This is a genomic window from Herpetosiphon llansteffanensis, from assembly GCF_003205875.1.
GTDB lineage: Bacteria > Chloroflexota > Chloroflexia > Chloroflexales > Herpetosiphonaceae > Herpetosiphon > Herpetosiphon llansteffanensis.
This window is the reverse complement of record NZ_PUBZ01000044.1, coordinates 1-18371: the sequence shown is the minus strand read 5'-3', so window position 1 is coordinate 18371 and position 18371 is coordinate 1. Positions and strand designations below refer to the sequence as shown.

Genomic DNA, 18371 nt, shown 5'->3' with positions numbered 1-18371 from the left:
GCGTCAATCCAACCACACCCAGCAGAGTGTTAGCGTTGATGAACGGCTTAGCAGTGGAGCAGCGATGGATGCAACTCAATGGCAATCGCAAGTTGACGTAATAGTATTTGATGCTCAAACGCAACGGATATTAATTGAACAATCAGCCCAAGGGTGGCGCATTCCACGCTTGCCCATCGCCCAGCTTTGGCTCGTTCCGCTCCAGACCATTAATCAACTGGTGCTCGAAACCTATGGCGTGGTGAGCACGATTCTCCAATTGCTGCGCCAAGACATTGATCAAACCAGCCAGACGGTTAAGTCGCTGCGCGTGCTCGAAGTGCATGAACAGCAATCAGCCTTGCCGCGCAATTGTCGCTGGTTGGCTGTGGCCGATGTGGATGCGGCCTTGTTTATCAATCCTGAGCATTATGCTGCGGCCCAAGCATTTTTTGCTGTGCTGGCTACACCGGAATTGCCGTTGCAACCAGTGGCTTGGGCATGCTTAGGCTGGTATCAAGTTTGGGCAATCTGGCTGCGCCAAACATTAACCGATCTTGGCTATCACATAACTGGCCCGATTGAGCAAGTTAAAACTTCAAATTTATCGTTTGTGGCGCGAATTGCCAGCGATCAAGGCTGGATTTATTGCAAAACAGCGTTGCAAACTCGATTGATGCTTGCTGAAAGCCAGGTATTAGCGACTCTCGCCAGCTATTTGCCCAAGCATGTGCCAACCCCAATTTTAGCGCCGCATGCACCAGAATATCTGTTGCTGGCTGATTTGGGGCCGGATTTAGCTCCAAATGCTAGTGTTGCCACTCGTGCCGATGTTTTGACTAGCTTTGCCCGCATTCAACAAGCCTCGTTGGGCTTTATTGAGCAGTTGGCGGCGCTTGGTTGGGTGCGGCGTGATCTCGCTGTGCTAAGCGCATCAATTGACCCTTTTGCCGCTGATCCGTTGGTGGCCGCGGCGCTTGGTACTGAATTGCATGCACGCTTGGTAGCTCAAATTGCGCGTTTGCAGCAACGTTGCGAGCAGCTACAAACCTATACTATTCCAACGACGCTCTGTCATGGCGATTTGCACCTGCGCAATGTTGCCAAACAGAGTAATGGTTATTGCTTTTTCGATTGGGCTGGGGCTGCGTTGAGCCACCCATTTTTCGATTTGCAAGATGTTTTTCATGAGCCAGATCCAAGCATCAAGCATCAATTACGCACTGCCTATTTGACCCAATGGCTGGAGTACGAGCCAATCGAGCGCCTAGAAGCGTTGTTTGAGCAGATTGAGCCGTTGTATGCGCTGCATCAAGCCTTAACCTATCAAGCGTTGCTGCATGCGTTAGCGCCAACTGCGCGCATAGAATTTGCTTGGGCCTTGCCATTTTGGGTCAATCAAGCCCTCGCTGGCCTAAACGCTGAATAATTTGAATCCGCTCAGATTAACTGGTATGATCGGGCTAATGGCTGGATGTATTTGATTTTTTGCCTAAGGAGTGAGCAATAATGAGCCAAAATCTCCATTGCATCATGTTTGATGGTGATGATGAAGGCTACTTTAATTGGATGGAGCAGCATCCAGAAGGCTTTATTTTGAATGTATTTCGATCGTCGATTGTCGGTCCGCATGTTGTTCATCGCTCAAATTGTGGCCATATTCGGCGTGGCCCAGGCATGGATGCTGGCGCATTTACAACTCGTACTCAATATAAAGTTGCTGCCTTCGCAGTCGATCAATTAGAAACATGGCGCAATTATTATCAACCAGATGCTGCAATTAAATATTGCCAAACCTGCAATCCGCTTGCATGAGTACTGGCTAGGACATAGCCAAGCTACGCCCTTTGCGCTTAATCAGCCAAAAATTGATTGATGCTTGGGATCAAAAGGTCGGTTCGCCCGATAATGCTAAAGTGGTCGGTATTGGGCAAAATTGCTAATTGCGATTGGCTGCCTTTTCCTGCATCACCATCGCCTTGTGCCCCGCCAAGCAATTCAAAAAATTCGACCGCATGGCTTGGCGGAATACTATCTGCATCGCCTTGGATTAATAAGCATGGGCTTTGGAGTTTGGCAAGATCGTTGCTCCAATCGTAGGCTTGGTTGAGCATCGCGCTAGTTTTGCACACTAACTGAGGCCAATTAGCTGGATTGGGGGCGTATTCCTGGTAAAAATTATAGGGAATTGAGTTAACCATTGCTGCTGCTGCTGCTTCATTCAGGCTGCCCATTGCAGCGCGCACCGTCGGATACCAGCCAGTATCGCGGAATGGCGTAGAAAGCAAAACGACTTTGCGCACTAGCTGTTGATAGCGAATTGCGGTTTGGAGCGCAACCCCACCACCAAGCGAGAAGCCTGCTACGTCAACGTGGTTCAGACCGAGGTAGGCGATTAATCCAGCGACATCATCGGCAAGCGCGCTATAACTCATTGGCCGTGGAATGTCGAGCGTTCGAGCATGGCCTTGGAGGTCAACCCCAATCACTTGATAATGCTCGGCGAGGGCTGGCAGTAAATCGCTAAACATTCCAATGCCGCCTAATCCGCCATGCAGCAAAATCAACGGCTGGCCGCTGCCATGAATCTCATAGTAGAGTTGAAGATCATTAATCGGGGCATAGCCACTTTTTACCAACATTTGCACTGCTCCATTCAAAAGGCCACTTAAATTAATAGTTACTCGGTCGGATTTGCGTTCGTGCTAGGATAGAGATCGTCGGCATGTCCTTGGGCTAGGCGTGACCACTGGGCAATTGGGCGTGTGGCCAAAGGATGTTCATTTGGCAGGCACATGGTATTGAAAAACTGCTGTGGCCAGCCAGTTGGTACAGTTTGCCAAACCTCTTGACGGCCATAAACGGTCAGATCGAGCATGGCAAATGAACTACCCATGTGCTCGCAACCACGGTCGGTCGTCCAATACGTTTCGAAAACGCGCTCGCCTTGGCGCAGATAACAGGCCCACATGCCAAAATGGCGACCAGCAATCAATGGCTCAACCGAGTTGCTGGGAACCGAATACCATGGCATTATCCAGCCCATAAACTCGCGATAGCGATTGCTTGGCTCAAACGGCCCTTGGCAGAAGACGGCAAGTGTCACATCGCGGCTGTGCAAATAGCCTAGTTCGGGGATATGGTTGATAACCATCGTGCAGCCTTGGCATTGTTCGGCTGCCGATTTGCCCTCGTGCCACATCATATAGGCGACTATCAGCTGTTGGCGACCATCAAAGGCCTCGATCAAAGGAACTACGCCGTTTGGTCCAACCACCGGCGTTAATCCATCGACCTCGACCATTGGCAACTGACGACGTTCGGCGGCGATCGCATCGGCCTCACGGGTAAGTGCTTTCTCGCGAATGCGTAGCGTATCGACGTTGGCTTGGAAGCTCTGGCGATCAACAATCGTGGGCATGGTTGATGCCTCGTTGCTGACAAACGCGATTGACTGCGGCGCAATCTTGGTCATAGTAGGCTCCTTGAATCACGAAAATACAAGCGCTCAATGCTATTGGCTGGAAATGGTGTGCTGAAATGAAACATTTGTGCGTTGATTCTAGCAGCTTAACTATAAAAATACAAGTATTAACTTCAAAAAAACAAGTGAAAATTGTGACAGTAATTGGGCATTCTGCTGGCTATAATTCTCGGACAAAAGGCAGTACAATAACGCCGAATCCGTTATAAAGGAGCCTGTGTGCGTATCGCCTTAACTGCAATTATGCTGCCAATTGTGCTGTTGGCCTTGGTCAGTGCTGCGATGCTGGTCTTACCAGCGCCCAATTTTATCTTTTTTCAGCTTGGCATTGCGGCCCAAGAATGGGCACCATGGTTTTTACTGGTTCTTTTGGTTGGGGTTGGCTGCTTGTTTGGGCTTGCACCGCCCAACGGCGTATGGCGCTTGATCAATCGTTTGACGGGTTTGCTGGCGATGATCAGCTTTTTTATTATTGCAGGCATGTTGCTGCGCGGCTTATTGACCGATTTGCGGGTGCGCTCGAATCAGCCAGCGGTGGTTGATGCTGGGGCTGGCACCTTCCGCCTAACCCAATTTGCTCTTGGCGATGATGCGCCGCAAGGTGTATTGCGCGAACAAAATACGGTTTATGCAGAGGTGGCAGGCGAGTCGTTGCTGGTTGATATTTATGTGCCGCCAACTGCGCCAGTTAATGCTCCGGCGTTGGTGGTGGTGCATGGCGGCTCGTGGCGCGGTGGCGGCAAAGGTGATATTCCAGCTTGGAATCGTTGGGCGGCGGGCCAAGGCTATGTTGTGTTTGATATTAGCTATCGCTTAGCGCCGCAATCCCAGTTTCCGGCGGCGGTAAGCGATGTTAAATGTGCAATTGGCTATGTGCGGCGCAATGCAGAACGTTTCGGGGTTGATCCGCAGCGTTTGGGCTTGGTTGGGCGCTCGGCTGGGGCGCAATTAGCCTTGATCGCAGCCTATTCCGATGCCAGCATTGCTCCCAGTTGCGATGCGCCCGATACCAGCGTACGAGCTGTGGTCAGCTATTATGCGCCAACGCGGCTTGATTATTACAACGTGATTAAGCCTGAGCTTGCGCCGGGAGCGTTAGATGATTATCTTGGTGGGCCGCCCGAAGCGCATGCTGAAGCCTACCGCCAAGCGCGTCCTGCCACATGGGTCAATCAAACAACTCCAGCAACCTTATTACTGCATGGTGGGCGCGATCAATTTATTCGTCCGCTTGATGCAGATGTCGTCGCCGATGCCTTGGCGCAAGCCAATCGTCCCTATACCATGATTGAATTGCCCTTGGCCAACCATGGCTTTGATTTCAATCTGCATGGCGTGAGCAACCAGCAAGTGCAGCCCTACGTGATGCGATTTTTAGCCCAAGCTTTGCAATAATTAGGAGAATGCCTATGAGTAGGAGCCTTGAATTAGCAAAACCGCTGGATTTTAGCCAACCAGTCAATTTTGAAATGCTGCTGGAGCATGCCTGGGGCTTGATTGAACACGCCGTCCATGCTCGCCATGATCCGTTCCATACGCCAGTGCTTGGGACGAGCGACGAGCATGGCAGCGATCAACGGGTGGTTGTGCTGCGCGGGTTTGATCCGACAACGCGGCGTTTATGGTTTCACAGCGATCTGCGTTCGCCCAAGCTTGCTGTGCTCGAACGTGATCCACGGGTGAGTTGGTTGTTGTATCATCCTGCTGCGCGTTTGCAATTGCGCATTCGAGCATTGGCCGAAATTCATACCAGCGATGCGTTGGTTGAGGCGGCGTGGCAAAAAAGTGCAGTGTTGGGGCGACGCTGCTACTGTGGCATTGCGCCCGGAGAAATCAGTGCTGAGCCAAATCATGGGCTTAATCAAGCCTTGCTTGATCGCGAACCAACGCTGGCAGAAAGTGAAGTTGGGCGGCCAAACTTTTGCCTGATTGCAACCACGATTCGCAGTTTAGATTGGCTGCAATTACAATTTAATGGCAACTATCGTGCTCAATTTAACTGGGCTGATGATGGTTCGTACACTGCCCAATGGGTAACGCCTTAGAACGATTATGCTATAATAACGAGCTAGATCATTTAGTGATGTAGCAATCTTATCGTTGCCGCATCGCGGCAAGGAGATCGAGTTTTCTATGCGCCTAGCGTGTCTTCAAGAGAATCTAAAGCGTGGTTTAGCCTTGGCAGGCCATGCTGTTGCAGGCCGCTCAAGCTTGCCTGTACTTGCAAATATTCTGTTGGCAACCGAAAGTGGTCGGCTCAAATTGGCTGGCAATAATCTTGAAATTGGAATTACCGCCCTCGTCGGCGCAAAAGTCGAGGAAGATGGCGCAATTACGATTCCAGCCAAATTATTATCGGATTTGGTGGGCAACTTGCCCAATGATACCGTTGAATTAGAAGTTGATCCGCGCACGCAGACCTTAACCGTAACCTGTCGCGGCACCAAAGCCAATATCAAAGGCATTGATGCTGATGAATTTCCGGCGATGCCTGCGCTTGGCGACGAACCAGTGTTGGCCTATATTCCAGCTGAGCTGTTGCGCAAAGTTGTGGGCCAAGTTGTGGTTGCAGCAGCTGCTGAAAATACCAATCCCAACCCGATTTTACAAGGGGTGCTGATTCGTTTGAGCGGCACGCAAGCAACCTTCGCGGCGATTGACGGCTATCGGTTGGCGGTGCGCACAATCGAATTGCCCGAAGCAGTGGCCCACGATGCAGAGTTGGTGATTCCTTCCAAGGCTATGGCCGAATTGGGCCGCACCCTTGGCGACAGCGAAAACCCGATTGCAATGAGTATTACGCCCAATGGCGGGCAAGTTATTTTTCATAGCGATACTGTTGATTTTGTTTCGCGGGTGATTGATGGCAAGTTTCCTGATTACGAGCGTTTTGTGCCACCAGCCAGCAATAACACCACCCGCAGCGTGATTTCAACTGCCGAGTTTAGCCGCGCCGTCAAACGGATTGCCCTGTTCTCGCAGGCTGCTGGCAACATTGTCACTTTGACAATGGAGCGCGGCGATGGCAGCGAGCCTGGCCGTTTGCTGCTTAATGCCAATGCTGCCGAAATCGGTGAATCGGTTGAGGCGATTAGTGCGTTAATCAATGGCGACGATGGCAAATTGGCCTTGAATGTGCGCTATTTGCAAGAAGCGCTTGGCGCAATTGATACCGATCAAGTGGCCTTGGAAACCCAAACTCCCAATTCGCCGGGCGTGTTTCGGCCAATTGGCGGCGATGAATATCTGCACTTAGTCATGCCCATGCGCATTCCCTAGGCAGGCAATTCGCTTACTCAACACTAGGCAAGCCAAGAATGAGTTGGCTTGCCTGTTTCGTTTTAGGCTGGGTTAGCGGGCTTCGGGTGGCACAGCAAGCGTGATGATATAATCCTGGTCGCGTTGGCCAGTATTCTTGGGGTCATAGGCAATGACGGCAATCTGGCTGCCATCGGGCGACCATGCAGGCCATTGATACCTGCCTGGTGGGGTGAGCGGCAAGCGTTCGCCCGTGGTTGGGTTCAACAACCACACGACAGTACGGCCACCATCAAGGCGGGCAACCAAGACCAGCCAGCGGCCATCAGGCGACCATTGTAAGCCAGCAATGTTGTAGGCCGTTTCAAGGATGATGCGCCGATTGCCTGCATCGGCATCCATCAAATACAGATTGGCAGGGCTTGATAAGGCACTGCTGGGGCCACCAGAGCCGATCTGTGGTTTGCCAAAAAAGGCGATCGTTGCGCCATCAGGCGACCAGGCAAAATACTGCGCTACTGCGACATCGAGATCGAGTGGTTCAAAGCCACCTGTTGCCGTCCACCAATAAAACCGCGAGCCAAGTTCTTGCGCATCAGTGACCAAAGCCCGATCCATGGTTGGATTCCAGCTGACGCGACCATGGCCCAGAATCTCGCGCGGAGCCGGTCGCGGAATTAATTCGGTCAAGGTATTGCTGGTTGGATCAAACGCAACATAGCCCTGTTGATCGGTTGGTGCGCCAATGACCTTCATACCCGTCTCATAGATCAACCCTAAGCGCCCATCAGGCAACCGCTCTGGGCGATGATGGAACGTCAGATCTGCATCAGGGGCATCAGGAATTGCAACTAGGTTGCTGAGATCAATCGATTGTTGAACCCAAAAGAACCGAAATCCTGATGGTGCACTTGGTATTGTCGCCTGAACGACTAAACCCTGATCAAGCCATGCCAAGCCACTATATTTGCCAGGCGTGCCTTCTAGGGCGGGTAAAGGTTGAGGGGTATAGGGTAAAATAGTTGTTTCACTCGTCTTCATCGTCATACATCCAGCCATGAGGCTCAGGATAATGCTCGCAAACCATAGCTGCCGAAAAGCTTGGCGGCTCATTGGTGGATACTCTGCTTGAGCATAGCCGTTGGTCGAACCCAACTTCCCTGATGTAGCTGTCTGATAGGAGCTGCCATTCGTTTCTCCCTACCAAAAATTTTTTTTGGATGGTTCTCTCAAAAATGTGATGGTAAATGGGAGGGATAAATCATCCTCACTAGTGATTATAGTCGAAAGATGTCCCCCTTAACATCACCCATACGAGTGATCGCCATTTCCTATCAGAGTATAGTACTCAAAGTGTTGTTTTTGCCAGATCAGGAGTTTGGAGCCTATAAAACTACAATTCATCCAAATGCTGGCTTCACAACCCAAATCGTTAGTGTAATTCAGACCAAAGCTAAACCACAATAACGATGCATGCTAGTTGCACAATTGCGCGGTTTTGGTACAATCGCAAGCGTTGGCTAACGAATTGGGGTTTTTCGCGTGAAGTCTTTGCTGGCTGGGTTATGTGGTTTACTGGTGTTGGGTGGCTGTGGGACGGTTTCACAGGCAGCGCTTGTTGATCGCCAAGTGCCTTTACAACATGCTAAGGTCGCACCAAGTGCTACTTCAAGGCCCAAGCCGACACGCACTCCGTTGCCAACTCCAACCAATACGCCGCGCCCAACTCAAACTCCAACCCCGACGATTGTGCCGCTGATTCCGGCGCTCGATGCCAACGCCGAATTGCTTGATTTGCGTTTGGCTGGGGTGCGTGGCTCGCGTTCGGGCCAATTGTTGCGTAGCGAAGCGGTTGCTGACCTCAAAGAGTTAATCGATGCTGCCCGCCGTGATGGTTTTGCGCTGGAAATTCGTTCGGCCTATCGTTCGTATGCAGAGCAATCCAACACCTTCGAGGGCTGGGTGCAATACGAACTGAGTAGCGCCGCCCAAGCTGGCAAACCGATTAGCCGTAAACAGGCGATTGCCTACGCCGCAACTTATAGCGCCAAACCTGGCACCAGCGAGCATCAAACTGGCTTAACGGTCGATCTTTTACCCCAAGGCGCTCCTGAAATTGGCTTCCGCATTCCCGATCCCTTGAAGGATTGGCTGAATGCTAATGCTTATAAATATGGCTGGGTACAATCGTATCCGATCAAATATCGCGATGGCGAGTTGATTACCTATGAATTGATGGGCTATACCAGCGAGCCATGGCATTGGCGTTGGCAAGGCCGCGCTTCAGCCAAAGCCTTGTATGATCAAGGCTATTTGGATACCGATTCGCTGTTGGTTCCGCCTGAATTGCCACGAATTTGCGATGCAGACCATGATCCGTGTACGATTCTGAGCGCTGCCCCGACCGAACTTGTGCCGCTGCCAACCAGCACGCCGATTGCGGTTGCGGAGTAGGGGTAGGGGTCGGGGATCAGGTAGATTTTTCGCCACGAAGGATACGAAGGCCCGAAACCGCGAAGAGCACGAAGATGGGGCTATAGGCTTCATCCTTCATCCTTCATCCTTCGGTCGCTCTGCGCCTCTGCATTAAAGGATTGATCCACGAAGCATGAAACCGCGAAGAGCGCGAAGGGCACGAAGATGAGGCTATAGGCTCTAGGCTTTTGGCTATGTGAGATTGTTGGGGATTTTAATCAATGTTCCGCTAGCCAATAGCCAACAGCCCATAGCCTCGTTTCTCTGCGCCGCTGCGTTAAATTTAACTCCCTATGTTCTCTGTTCTTTTTGACTTTTGACTTTTGCGTTCATCCCTCATCCCTCATCCTTCATCCTTCATCCTTCATCCTTCAGAAGGCATGGCCCGTTTCGTGGTATGCTGATGGCAGAAACCACACACGGGAGGTAGCTGTGCGCCGCGTTGCAATGTTGAGTGTCCATTCAAGCCCTCTGGCTGCTTTGGGTGGGAAAGAAGCCGGCGGAATGAATGTCTATGTTCGTGAATTAAGCCGTGAGTTGGGTCGTCAAGGGGTTGCAGTCGATATCTACACCCGTTCGCAAGACCCAAACACGCCGTTGATTACCAATCTCGCGCCCAATGTGCGCGTTTTTGCGGTGCGGGTTGGTCCCGCCGCACCCTACGATAAAAATTGGGTTTTAGATTATCTGCCAGAGTTTGTGCATCGGATTCGCTGCGTGGCTGATGGCGAAGATATTCATTACGATGTGGTCCATAGCCATTATTGGCTCTCTGGCGTTGCCGCGCTCGAGTTGCGCCATGCTTGGGGCACGCCAGTCATCCATATGTTTCACACCTTGGGCGCGATGAAAAATACGATTGCCCGAGGCGATGAGGCTGAAACCGAGCAACGGATCGCAATTGAACGCATGTTGTTGCAAGAGGTTGATCGAGTGGTGGCGGCCACGCCGCTTGATCGCGCCCAAATGCTCGAACATTATGCCGCCGACATGGAACGAATTGTGGTTGTGCCTTGTGGGGTTGATGTTGATCATTTTCACCCCATTGATCATCATGTTGCACGCAAAGAGTTAGGCGTTCCACCGCATCCGCATCGCATGTTGCTATTTGTTGGCCGCATCGAGCCGCTCAAAGGGATTGATACGTTGTTGCGTTCAATAGCCTTGTTGGCTGAGCAACAACCAAGCTTGCGTGGCGATATTTGTTTGGCCATCATTGGCGGCGATCGGCGCGAAACACCTGATCAATGGGGCAGTGAGATGCGGCGTTTGCGGCGTTTGCAGGGCGAATTGGGCATTGGTAATTTAGTCACCTTCCAAGGCTCGCAAGATCAGCGTAAATTGCCTTTGTTTTATAGCGCCGCCGATATGGTCGTGGTGCCATCACACTACGAATCATTTGGCATGGTGGCGCTCGAAGCCATGGCTTGTGGCACACCTGTGATCGCTTCCAACGTTGGCGGGTTGCGCTACACCGTGCGCGATGGCGAAACTGGCCTATTGGTGCCGCGCGAAGATCCCGAAGCTTTGGCCGAAAAAATTAGTTTGCTCTTGAATGATGAGCCATTGCGTTTACAATTAGGCCGTAACGGCGTGCGAGCAGCCCAAGGCTATAGCTGGGCCGCCGTCGCTCACGAGATTCGTGAATTGTATGATCATGTGGTGTGTGGCGAACCATATGCCGATGTGGTTGGAGCCATGTAGCGCCAAGTGTCGACAAAGGAGTGACTATGCCAGTTTTGGCGAAGGCAGCATTGCAGCAAGCATTAGAGCAACGCAGCGATTGGACGATCGTCGATGGCCAAATTAGCAAAACCTACAGCCTTGCAACCTTTCCATTTGCAATTGAGTTTGTGCGGCAGATTGCCGATGCTGCTGAGGAAGTCAATCATCATCCGGATATTGACATTCGCTATAATAAGGTCACAATTGCCCTCTCGACCCACGATGCAAAGGGCATTACCGAAAAAGATTTTGATTTGGCCGATACGATCGATCAGCTGTTTGCCGCAGCCCAATAAGCCATTTGCTGCTGACCTAGAATGGCACGAAGGGCGTTCTTCGTGCCATTTGTGTGTACTATAATAGTTCAACCGTCGCTTGTGGACGGGATCTGAGCGAGGAAGTGCTATGTTTAAACGTCTTTCAATTGTGGGATTATTGCTGACCAGTTTGGTTGGCTGCGCAGTTGGCAACAGCCCAACTTCAGTGCCTGCACCTGCGCCAACTCCAGCCGCCCAAAGCCAAGCTGGCGGTGGTGGCAACTTTATTCTGACTTTAGGCGACGATCCGGCCACGATTGACCCCGCCTTGGTTGGCGATACGACCAGCGGCTTTATTGCGCGCTTGATGTTTAGTGGCTTGGTAACACTCAACAACGATCTTGAGGCTGTGCCCGATTTGGCCGAAACGATCGATGTTTCTGCTGATGGCACGGTCTATACCTTCAAATTGCGCAGCAATACTCGCTTTGCAGATGGCACGCCGCTGACTGCCGAAGATGTGCGCTGGAGCCTCGAGCGAGCGACCGACCCCAGTATTGGTTCGATTGTTTCGCCAACCTACCTCGATGATATTGCTGGCGTGCTCGAAAAAGTAACTGGCAAAGCTAGCTCACTCAGCGGGGTCAAGGTCGTTGATGATCAGACGATCGAAATTACGCTGCGCCAGCCAAGCTCGCTGTTTTTGCTCAAATTGACCCACCCACCAGCCTTTGTGCTTGATCGGCGCACGGTTGAGGGCAATAGCGCTTGGCGCGAAAAGCCCAATGGCTCTGGCCCGTTTACCCTCGATTTGTGGAACCATCGCCGCCGCATGGAGCTTGTGCCTAACCCATACTACTATGGCAGCGCCCCCAAATTGGATCGCATTACCTATCTGATTGGCGCTGAAGGCAGCAATCCGTTGGGTTTATACGAGCAAGGCGAAATCGACGTAACCGCGATTGGCACCTATGATCTTGATCGGATTAATGATGCAGCTGATCCATTACACGCTGAATTGCGCGTCACGCCACAGCTCCAATTGAGCTACATTGGCTTGAACGTCAACCAACCGCCATTCGACGATCCCAAAGTGCGCGAAGCCTTTTATTTGTTGATCGATCGGGTGAAATTGGCCGATGTTTCCTACAATGGTTCGGTTGTTGCTGCCCGTGGGATTTTGCCGCCTGGTATGCCTGGAGCTGAGCCAGAGCGCTTGCCTGAGCCACGCGCCGATATTGCCCGCGCCAAACAATTGATCAGCGAATCGAGCTATGGCAGCGTCGATAAATTTCCGCCGATCATTGGCTATAGCAGCGGCAGCGGCGTTGGTTTGCTAGCCCAAATTGCCAAAGATGAGCTTGGCGTGACGATTGAAATTCGTGGTCAAGATCAATTTGGCGATTATTTGGCAGCGCTCGAACGCGATAACTACCATTTGTACGATCTCAGCTGGATCGCCGATTATCCTGATCCCCAGAACTTTTTAGAGGTGTTGTTTGGCAGCAATGGCCAATACAACCGCACAAACTATAGCAATAGCCAATTTGATCAATTGATTGAGCAAGCCAAGGCCGAAGCTGATGCCGACAAACGTGGCGCACTCTATCGCCAAGCAGAGGAACAATTGCTCAGCGATTTTGTGGTTATTCCGCTGATGCATAGTGTCGATTATTCCTTGGTAAAATCGTATGTCGATGGCTACACCATTACTGCCTTGGGCGAGCTTGATTTAACTGGCGTTTCGCTCAAGCGCTAGCGCTGTTGGGGCGTTGTGCCCTGTCATAAGGAACCGAATTTATGCCAATTACTCCTCGCGCCTACAAAGGCATGCGCGACCACCTGCCAGAAGCCATGCGCTTGCGGCGTTTTATCACCGACACCTTAATTGGTGTTTTAGAGCGCTATGGGTTTGAACCACTTTCCACGCCAATTGTCGAATACTCGGACACGCTTGAGGGCAAAATTGGCGACGAAGAAAAATTGCTCTATCGTTTGAAATATGGTGACGATGCGTTAACCCTGCGCTACGACCAAACCGTGCCATTGGCGCGGGTTGTGGCCCAAAACGAAGGCAAATTGACTATGCCTTTCAAACGCTATGCACTTGGTCAATCCTTCCGTGGCGAACGCCAAGCCCGAGGCCGCTACCGTGAATTTTGGCAGCTCGACGCTGATATCGTCGGCGTAGATAGCCCAATCGCCGATGCAGAAATCGTGGCGGTGGTGGTCGAAGGCTTGCGGGCGATTGGTTTTACTGGCGCAAAGGTTTTGCTCAATCACCGCGAGATTTTAAGTGGCTTGGCTCGCGTAGCTGGGGTTGCTGAAAACGAGGCTGGCGGTGTCTATCGCGCCATCGACAAGCTCGATAAAATTGGCAACGACGGCGTGCGCAACGAATTGCTCAAAAGCGGTGTGAGTGCTGAAGCTGCCGAGCGGGTTTTGCATTTTGTTGGCATTAGCGGCTCGGTTGATGCAGTTTTAGCCGAGATGGAAAGTGTGCTCGCCAATGATGCGCCTGCGTTGGCCGCCGTGGCAGCGTTGCGCACCATCTGCGATGTATTGACCAGCTTTGGTGTGCCGGCAGATAGCTTTACGATTTCGCCCAGCTTGGCTCGTGGCTTATCCTACTATACGGGCTGTGTCTTTGAAGCCGTGCTCGATTCACCGCCGATGGGATCGTTATTAGGTGGCGGGCGCTACGACAATTTGGTTGGCATGTTCAGCAAGCGTTCGTTACCCACGGTTGGCTGTGCCTTTGGGCTTGAGCGCTTGTTTGATTTGATGCTTGAGCTTAATATGGGGCCACGCCCAGAACGCACGATCGATGCCTATGTAACGCTGTTTGCAAGCGATTTTCAGAACGAAAGCTTGCGCTTGGCTGGCGAATTACGCGCCGCAGGGCTGAGCGTGCTCACCGCCTATAATCCAGTTAAAATTGCCAACCAATTCAAAGAGGCTGATCGCAAGGGTGCCAATTTTGCCCTCGTGCTTGGCCCCGACGATTTGGCTGCTGGCGTGGTGCAATTGAAAGATTTGCGCACTGGCGAGCAGCAAGCAGTGGCGCGTGATGCGATCGTAGCGGCGATCAAAACCGCTCTCTAATTCAGCCTTTGGCGGCAGGTGTAGGCTTGCCGCCCCAACAGGAACCATCAATGAAGCGATTTCGTGGCTTTCGTCCATCGCGGATGTCGTTACAACCAGGCCGTCCGTTACGTTGGCTCGCGCAGTTTTTCCTCAAAGTTTTTGGTTGGCACGTCGAAGGTACAATCCCAACTGAACCAAAATGGATTGCGATTGGGGCCTATCACACGTCAAACTGGGATTTTGCGGTGATGTTGTTGGCAACCTTTTCGCGCCAACTGCCAATTTATTGGATTGGCAAGCATTCGCTGTTTCGCTTTCCCTTTAAAACCTTGATGCGCTGGTTGGGCGGGATTCCGATTCGCCGCGATAAAACCTACAACGCGGTGCAACAAGTCGTCGATGAGATCGAACGCCACGAAAAATTGGTCTTGGTGGTTGCGCCTGAAGGCACGCGCAAAGCAACCGATCACTGGAAAACAGGCTTTTACTATATCGCTTTGAACGCCAAAATTCCGATTTGCATGAGCTATATCAACTACAAACGCAAAGTGCTTGGTTTTGGCCCGTTACTGCACCCAACAGGCGATATTGAGGCCGATTTTGCAGTGTTGCGCGAATTCTACGAACGCATGTCTGCTGGCCGCTTCCCTGCCCAAGAAGGCACTGTCCAAATTAAAGCCCCCAAAGAAGAATAAACGTTTTTTTCAGCGCATGGTTGAAACGCAGGGAGGCTTAAAAACCCCTGCGTTTTTTGTTGGTGGAAACTACATCCGCTCTGCTCTCGCATACAATGCCTCAATAATTCCTAACAAGAAAAAATACTAAAAATTGTATCTAAACGACTATTATAGCGCTATGTTATTGACAATTGATTGCAGTTTTTGGTATATTCATTTGTGATTGATTGAGCACCTTTTGCCTCCTACTTCCGCATCCAATGATCACTTTAAGGTTAATGAGCATCAAGTTGCAGTTAACGAAAAGGACTAAAAGCCCATGCAGCAGCTTTTACAACGAATTTTGATGTTAAGTTTGTTCGTGATAGTAGGAGCATGTGGTATGACTACCGAACCAACCTCAATTACCAACCCAGCCCTGCCTGAATATGCGCAGACCAAGCCCGATAGTTTTATTTTGAAACGAGGTGTACCACCAAGCGAGTTTCAGCCAGGGGTTTGGTTGCACTTAACCAGTTTTAAACGCGGCGAAACCACGGCAATCATCGAGGTTCGCCCTCAGCAATTTGAGGTCGTTGGCGAAAAACAAACGGTTTCGTTGGAGCAACCTTTGGTGATTAACGGCCAGAAATTTGCAATTCTGACAATGATATTCCCCGACGATCGTGGCGCTTGGCTCGAAATTGATACTCAGCCGCAACCGTGAGATTTGGGGATCGGGGATCGGGCACTAGAGAGATACGTAATCCACAACATGCATATTTTTGCAACGCAGGGGGGCCATATGCCCCCTACGTTTCCCGATCTCATACTATAGATCGCAGTCTATACATCCTCAAGCGGCGCACTTTTAAACACTTTGAACAAAAACCACAGCGATGGCAACAACATTAACAAGCCCAACGGCAAGGCCACCAAAATAAAAATCAAGCTTGCTCGCGGTGCTGCTGCTGCTGCCAAGGTCACATCGGGGTAAATAATATAGGGATATTGGGCAATGCCCCAGCCTGCCAACAAGCAGCTAATTTGCACAATTGCTGCGCCGCGTGCCAGTTGAAAGCGCCAACGCAACAAGGCCCAGCCCGAAATTAAAGCTGCAACTACTCCAACCGCCAGCACAGGCGCAGCCCGCAAGCTAATCAAGCCATCCCACAAATGTTGGGCCTTGAAATACAGCAAGGGCAAACTCAAAAGCGAGAGGCCAACCACTGCTGTGCCTGCGAGTAACGCTCGTTGGCGAAAATCTGCTTGCAGTTCGTCGCGGGTTTCAAGCGTCATATACACCGCCGCGAGATAGGCACATAACGCCAAGGCCAATAAGCCCATGGCAATCGCCAACGGCGTGAGCCAAACAATGCCTTCACTTTGCACAACGCCATCAATCACCCGCAATTGGCCTGCAGAAACCGCGCTCAAAGCCATGCCCAAAATCACTGGTGTGATCACGCTGGCTGCGCCAAAAATCGTGCCCCAACGTTGGCTACTTTGGCTTGGCTCTTGCGCTTTTTGCGGGCTATATGCCCGAAAAACGAATGCCGCCCCGCGCAGAATAATGCCCAAGAGCGCAATATGAAAGGGCGCAAATAAGCCAACGCTCAAGGCGGCGAAGGCCGTCGGAAAGCCTGTAAACAGCAATACGATAATAAAAATTAGCCAAACATGATTTGCTTCCCACACGGGGCCAACCGCATGGGCAATGGCATCACGTTGCTGTGCCCGCCGTGGCCCCCACGCGAATAAATCCCAAATGCCGCCGCCAAAGTCTGCTCCAGCCAAAATCGCATAGGTGATGACTCCCAGCAAGCCAATTGCGGCCACAATCACTTCAAGCGGCATTGGTCGCCTCGCTTTCGTTTGCTTCAGTTGGATAGCCAGTTGCAAGTTTACGTAATAAATAAACCAGCACACTTGCCAGCCCAATATACAACAAACTAAACAGATAAAACACCTGTGGCACGCCATCAACGGTGGTTACTGCATCACGAGTGCGCATCACCTCGTAGATAATCCACGGCTGGCGGCCAACCTCGGTCACAATCCAGCCTGCTTGTAAGGCCAAAAAGCCCAATGGCGAGCCAAGCACTAATGCCCATAATAGTTTGCGACTCAGAACAAGATTACCACGCCAGCGCCGCCACCAAAACCACAAGCCCAAGCCAATCAAGGCAAATCCAGCCCCAACCATCACTTGAAAAGCAATGTGGGCAATCACCACATTTGGCCGTTCATCAGGCGGAAAGCTATTTAAACCGCGTAATTCTGCATTAAAGTCGTTGGTTGCCATAAAACTCAACGCTTTGGGAATCTCGATTCCAAAGTGAATTTCGCCAGTTTCAGGGTCGGGAATCCCGCCGATCAACAAGGGTGCGCCAGCTTGGGTTTCAAACAAGGCTTCCATGGCGGCCAACTTGGCTGGTTGATCTTTGGCCACGCGCTGGGCGCTAATATGGCCGCTAATTGGTTGCAACAAGGCGGTTACTGTCGCCAAACCAAGGCTAATCGTTAATGCCGAGCGATGATAACGATCGTTGCGGCCTTTGAGCATGCCCATCGCATACACGCCAGCCACTGCAAATCCAGTTGCGATATAACACGACAAAGTTGAGTGTAGCGCCATATCAAGCCACGCAGGCGAGAGAAACGGCGCAAGCGGATTGACATTAACTGCCTTGCCATCGACCAAATCAAAGCCAACTGGCGTTTGCATCCAAGCATTAGCCGCAACAACCAATGCTCCCGAAAGCATGCCGCTAATCGCCACCGGAATGCCGGTTAGCCAGTGCGCCAGCGGCGAAAGTCGCTTCCAGCCATACAGATACAACCCCAAGAAAATTGCCTCGATAAAAAAGGCAAAGCCTTCAAGCGTAAACGCCGAGCCAATAATGCTGCCAGCAAACCCCATAAACGTTGGCCAGAGCAAGCCCAGTTCGAATGCCAGCGCCGTGCCCGAAACAGCGCCAATCGCAAAGGTAAGGGCAGTTGCTTTGGCCCATTTTTTGGCCAGCGCAAGATAATGAGCCTGCCCCGTTTTCAAGCCCAATCCTTCGCTAATCACCATCAGCAAGGGAAAGCCAATGCCTAGCGCCGCAAAGACCATGTGAAACGCGAGCGAGACTTCCATCTGCGCCCGTGCTGCGGTCAACGTATCCATGTGTATTCCTCCGCAAAATGTTGGAGAACCCCCTAGCCATAAGCGTACCCAGAATTGCCCCACCAACCATCGGATCACGATTGGAATGATTCTCAGGTCTTAACCGTAGAATGGAGTTGCAAGGGTACCATAGCCCATAGCCTGATCCATCGCGTCTCAACCACGAAGAGCGCGAAGGACACGAAGGAGAATAATGCTATAGGCTAGCGGAAATTTGTTGCAACTATCAAAATCCCATAGTCAATAGTCAATAGTCAAACTTCCTGATCCCCAGCCCC

General features: G+C 51.4%; 17 protein-coding genes. 12 read left to right on the top strand and 5 right to left on the bottom strand.

Annotated features, from left to right (window positions below; translation table 11 throughout):
* The first annotated feature begins 64 nt into the window (after window positions 1–64).
* Both C5S61_RS02605 and C5S61_RS02600 read left to right on the top strand, forming a co-directional pair.
* On the top strand, window positions 65–1408 hold the full coding sequence (locus C5S61_RS02605) for an aminoglycoside phosphotransferase family protein (RefSeq protein ID WP_110513562.1): 1344 nt from the start codon (window positions 65–67) through the stop codon (window positions 1406–1408).
* An 80-nt stretch (window positions 1409–1488) separates the two neighbouring features.
* Window positions 1489–1794, top strand: a complete 306-nt coding sequence (locus C5S61_RS02600; protein WP_110513561.1) for a hypothetical protein — start codon at window positions 1489–1491, stop codon at window positions 1792–1794.
* 38 nt (window positions 1795–1832) lie between these two features.
* On the opposite strand, the gene C5S61_RS02595 is transcribed toward C5S61_RS02600, so the two are convergent.
* Both C5S61_RS02595 and C5S61_RS02590 read right to left on the bottom strand, forming a co-directional pair.
* Complete coding sequence (locus C5S61_RS02595) at window positions 1833–2621, bottom strand: alpha/beta fold hydrolase (RefSeq protein WP_110513560.1); 789 nt, start codon at window positions 2619–2621, stop codon at window positions 1833–1835.
* 38 nt (window positions 2622–2659) lie between these two features.
* Window positions 2660–3454: a DUF899 domain-containing protein gene (locus tag C5S61_RS02590; RefSeq protein WP_110513559.1), complete on the bottom strand. Its 795-nt coding sequence runs from the start codon at window positions 3452–3454 to the stop codon at window positions 2660–2662.
* A gap of 228 nt (window positions 3455–3682) precedes the next feature.
* Between C5S61_RS02590 and C5S61_RS02585 the strand changes: the two genes are divergently transcribed.
* The 3 genes from C5S61_RS02585 (at window position 3683) to dnaN (ending at window position 6742) form a co-directional block, all read left to right on the top strand.
* Window positions 3683–4858, top strand: coding sequence for an alpha/beta hydrolase (locus C5S61_RS02585; protein WP_110513558.1), 1176 nt, complete (start codon window positions 3683–3685; stop codon window positions 4856–4858).
* A gap of 14 nt (window positions 4859–4872) precedes the next feature.
* The gene (locus C5S61_RS02580) at window positions 4873–5508 is read left to right on the top strand and encodes a pyridoxamine 5'-phosphate oxidase family protein (protein ID WP_164689188.1); all 636 of its coding nucleotides are present in this window, start codon (window positions 4873–4875) and stop codon (window positions 5506–5508) included.
* Window positions 5509–5596: 88 nt separating this feature from the next.
* On the top strand, window positions 5597–6742 hold the full coding sequence (gene dnaN, locus C5S61_RS02575; RefSeq protein WP_110513556.1) for a DNA polymerase III subunit beta: 1146 nt from the start codon (window positions 5597–5599) through the stop codon (window positions 6740–6742).
* 72 nt (window positions 6743–6814) lie between these two features.
* On the opposite strand, the gene C5S61_RS02570 is transcribed toward dnaN, so the two are convergent.
* Window positions 6815–7762: a TolB family protein gene (locus tag C5S61_RS02570; protein WP_164689187.1), complete on the bottom strand. Its 948-nt coding sequence runs from the start codon at window positions 7760–7762 to the stop codon at window positions 6815–6817.
* Window positions 7763–8263: 501 nt separating this feature from the next.
* Here C5S61_RS02570 and C5S61_RS02565 point away from each other — a divergent pair.
* From C5S61_RS02565 to C5S61_RS02535, 7 genes are all read left to right on the top strand, one after another.
* Window positions 8264–9175: a M15 family metallopeptidase gene (locus C5S61_RS02565; RefSeq protein WP_164689186.1), complete on the top strand. Its 912-nt coding sequence runs from the start codon at window positions 8264–8266 to the stop codon at window positions 9173–9175.
* Window positions 9176–9643: 468 nt separating this feature from the next.
* Window positions 9644–10900, top strand: coding sequence for a glycosyltransferase (locus C5S61_RS02560; protein ID WP_164689197.1), 1257 nt, complete (start codon window positions 9644–9646; stop codon window positions 10898–10900).
* 26 nt (window positions 10901–10926) lie between these two features.
* Complete coding sequence (locus tag C5S61_RS02555) at window positions 10927–11217, top strand: 4a-hydroxytetrahydrobiopterin dehydratase (RefSeq protein WP_110513552.1); 291 nt, start codon at window positions 10927–10929, stop codon at window positions 11215–11217.
* Window positions 11218–11326: 109 nt separating this feature from the next.
* Complete coding sequence (locus C5S61_RS02550) at window positions 11327–12937, top strand: peptide ABC transporter substrate-binding protein (protein ID WP_110513551.1); 1611 nt, start codon at window positions 11327–11329, stop codon at window positions 12935–12937.
* A 41-nt stretch (window positions 12938–12978) separates the two neighbouring features.
* A complete protein-coding gene (hisS, locus tag C5S61_RS02545) occupies window positions 12979–14283 on the top strand; it encodes a histidine--tRNA ligase (RefSeq protein ID WP_110513550.1) in 1305 nt (434 codons plus the stop codon).
* A 50-nt stretch (window positions 14284–14333) separates the two neighbouring features.
* The gene (locus tag C5S61_RS02540) at window positions 14334–14960 is read left to right on the top strand and encodes a lysophospholipid acyltransferase family protein (RefSeq protein WP_110513549.1); all 627 of its coding nucleotides are present in this window, start codon (window positions 14334–14336) and stop codon (window positions 14958–14960) included.
* A gap of 364 nt (window positions 14961–15324) precedes the next feature.
* Window positions 15325–15648 carry a hypothetical protein gene (locus C5S61_RS02535; protein WP_110513548.1) on the top strand — a complete coding sequence of 108 codons (324 nt, stop codon included), beginning with the start codon at window positions 15325–15327 and terminating at the stop codon, window positions 15646–15648.
* A gap of 119 nt (window positions 15649–15767) precedes the next feature.
* On the opposite strand, the gene C5S61_RS02530 is transcribed toward C5S61_RS02535, so the two are convergent.
* Window positions 15768–16778 (bottom strand): cytochrome d ubiquinol oxidase subunit II, encoded by a 1011-nt coding sequence (locus tag C5S61_RS02530; protein ID WP_110513547.1) that lies wholly within the window; start codon window positions 16776–16778, stop codon window positions 15768–15770.
* Entirely contained in the window at window positions 16768–18093 is a 1326-nt protein-coding gene (locus tag C5S61_RS02525) for a cytochrome ubiquinol oxidase subunit I (RefSeq protein ID WP_110513546.1), read from the bottom strand. Before C5S61_RS02525 ends, C5S61_RS02530 begins: the two co-directional genes overlap by 11 nt.
* Between the last annotated feature and the right edge of the window lie 278 nt (window positions 18094–18371).

Coding starts and splice junctions, on each gene's coding strand:
- C5S61_RS02605 (WP_110513562.1), top strand. CDS start 65: ATGGATGCAACTCAATGGCAATCGCAAGTTGACGTAATAGTATTTGAT.
- C5S61_RS02600 (WP_110513561.1), top strand. CDS start 1,489: ATGAGCCAAAATCTCCATTGCATCATGTTTGATGGTGATGATGAAGGC.
- C5S61_RS02595 (WP_110513560.1), bottom strand. CDS start 2,621: ATGTTGGTAAAAAGTGGCTATGCCCCGATTAATGATCTTCAACTCTAC.
- C5S61_RS02590 (WP_110513559.1), bottom strand. CDS start 3,454: ATGACCAAGATTGCGCCGCAGTCAATCGCGTTTGTCAGCAACGAGGCA.
- C5S61_RS02580 (WP_164689188.1), top strand. CDS start 4,873: ATGAGTAGGAGCCTTGAATTAGCAAAACCGCTGGATTTTAGCCAACCA.
- dnaN (WP_110513556.1), top strand. CDS start 5,597: ATGCGCCTAGCGTGTCTTCAAGAGAATCTAAAGCGTGGTTTAGCCTTG.
- C5S61_RS02570 (WP_164689187.1), bottom strand. CDS start 7,762: ATGAAGACGAGTGAAACAACTATTTTACCCTATACCCCTCAACCTTTA.
- C5S61_RS02560 (WP_164689197.1), top strand. CDS start 9,644: ATGTTGAGTGTCCATTCAAGCCCTCTGGCTGCTTTGGGTGGGAAAGAA.
- C5S61_RS02555 (WP_110513552.1), top strand. CDS start 10,927: ATGCCAGTTTTGGCGAAGGCAGCATTGCAGCAAGCATTAGAGCAACGC.
- C5S61_RS02550 (WP_110513551.1), top strand. CDS start 11,327: ATGTTTAAACGTCTTTCAATTGTGGGATTATTGCTGACCAGTTTGGTT.
- hisS (WP_110513550.1), top strand. CDS start 12,979: ATGCCAATTACTCCTCGCGCCTACAAAGGCATGCGCGACCACCTGCCA.
- C5S61_RS02540 (WP_110513549.1), top strand. CDS start 14,334: ATGAAGCGATTTCGTGGCTTTCGTCCATCGCGGATGTCGTTACAACCA.
- C5S61_RS02535 (WP_110513548.1), top strand. CDS start 15,325: ATGACTACCGAACCAACCTCAATTACCAACCCAGCCCTGCCTGAATAT.
- C5S61_RS02530 (WP_110513547.1), bottom strand. CDS start 16,778: ATGCCGCTTGAAGTGATTGTGGCCGCAATTGGCTTGCTGGGAGTCATC.
- C5S61_RS02525 (WP_110513546.1), bottom strand. CDS start 18,093: ATGGATACGTTGACCGCAGCACGGGCGCAGATGGAAGTCTCGCTCGCG.